Raw genomic sequence first — 1,152 nt, forward strand, 5'->3', positions numbered from 1 at the left:
GAGAAATTCATACACAATAGAGTGAAAAGTATGATCTGTCCTAACTGTAAGTTTACTGGAAATCCTTCAAATGCCAAATTTTGTGGAAAATGTGGCTCAAGGCTAACAAGTAACACAATCAGTGAAGTTGTAAAGTCATTAGCCGATAATTCCGCCAAGAAGACTAAGGGTAATAACATCGGGCGCAATGACATGTGCCCTTGTGGTAGCGGGAAAAAATATAGAAATTGCCATGGTCGGGCGTTAAGCTGATACATATTTCTATACCTCAAAAACTGAATTAATTATAATGAATGGATTAAGATGTGAGGTTTGTCAATTTACTCAAAATGATATTGATGATCATTATTGCGGTAAATGTGGGCATCCACTACAATATTTCAATCGCTGGCCAGTTTGGAATGAGAAGGGTGAATTCTATGAAATGGGTCCTAAAACAGATGTTCTGTCAAGAGTATTTGGCTATACACCCTCCAGTCCAATCGAGTGGGCCGTTGTAAGTAAAGGAACTTTGGAGAATGCAAAACTTTATGATAAACTTAAGGATCTCATTTTAAAAGAAGAAAAAGAAGGTAATAGCTTGTTTCGGACAAAAAAACAATTTCTTAGAGAATTACTCAATATTGTCAAATAACTGCGAAGACCTCAATTATAACTAAATTAATGGAGCTTGGATTAATCGAACGATTAAAACTAAAACTTGACTCTGAGAGAAGATGTCACATTTGTCATTTCATGACTCCAGAAGACATCCCTTTAGAGAAAATTCATTATTGTGGAAAATGCGGTGCGCCGCTCAAACTGGATATGTCCGATAAGGAATATAACACGTACAAGGATTATGTCGTTATTGAACAGAATGAAATTAATATGCTGCGAAACGAAGTTTTTCAAAAACAACTAAGGATTCGGAAATTAGAAGAAGAACTTTATTATTTAAAAAATGTCAAATATGGTTCATTTTGGTCTACGATCAAGGCCGCGTTTAGATTCAATTAACCTCTGATACTCTCTAAAATATTATGGCAAAAAAATGTAATTCCTGCGGTTTCTCTAATAATCCTAACGGGGCAAATTGCTGTGGTAGATGCGGTAAAGACTTGAATCCTCGGTATAGCTTTTGGAATAGTGCCGGGAGCGACAGATATAAGG

Annotated in this window: 2 protein-coding genes; both read left to right on the forward strand. The window is 35.9% G+C overall.

Annotation, left to right across the window (positions count from 1 at the left end):
- The first annotated feature begins 192 nt into the window (after positions 1–192).
- The gene (locus C5O24_RS14630; protein ID WP_369333080.1) at positions 193–252 is read left to right on the forward strand and encodes an SEC-C metal-binding domain-containing protein; all 60 of its coding nucleotides are present in this window, start codon (positions 193–195) and stop codon (positions 250–252) included.
- Positions 253–289: 37 nt separating this feature from the next.
- Positions 290–634 (forward strand): hypothetical protein, encoded by a 345-nt coding sequence (locus C5O24_RS13880; RefSeq protein WP_123542936.1) that lies wholly within the window; start codon positions 290–292, stop codon positions 632–634.
- Positions 635–1,152 lie beyond the last annotated feature (518 nt).

The sequence above is a fragment of the Paramuribaculum intestinale genome (genome assembly GCF_003024925.1).
Lineage (GTDB): Bacteria > Bacteroidota > Bacteroidia > Bacteroidales > Muribaculaceae > Paramuribaculum > Paramuribaculum intestinale.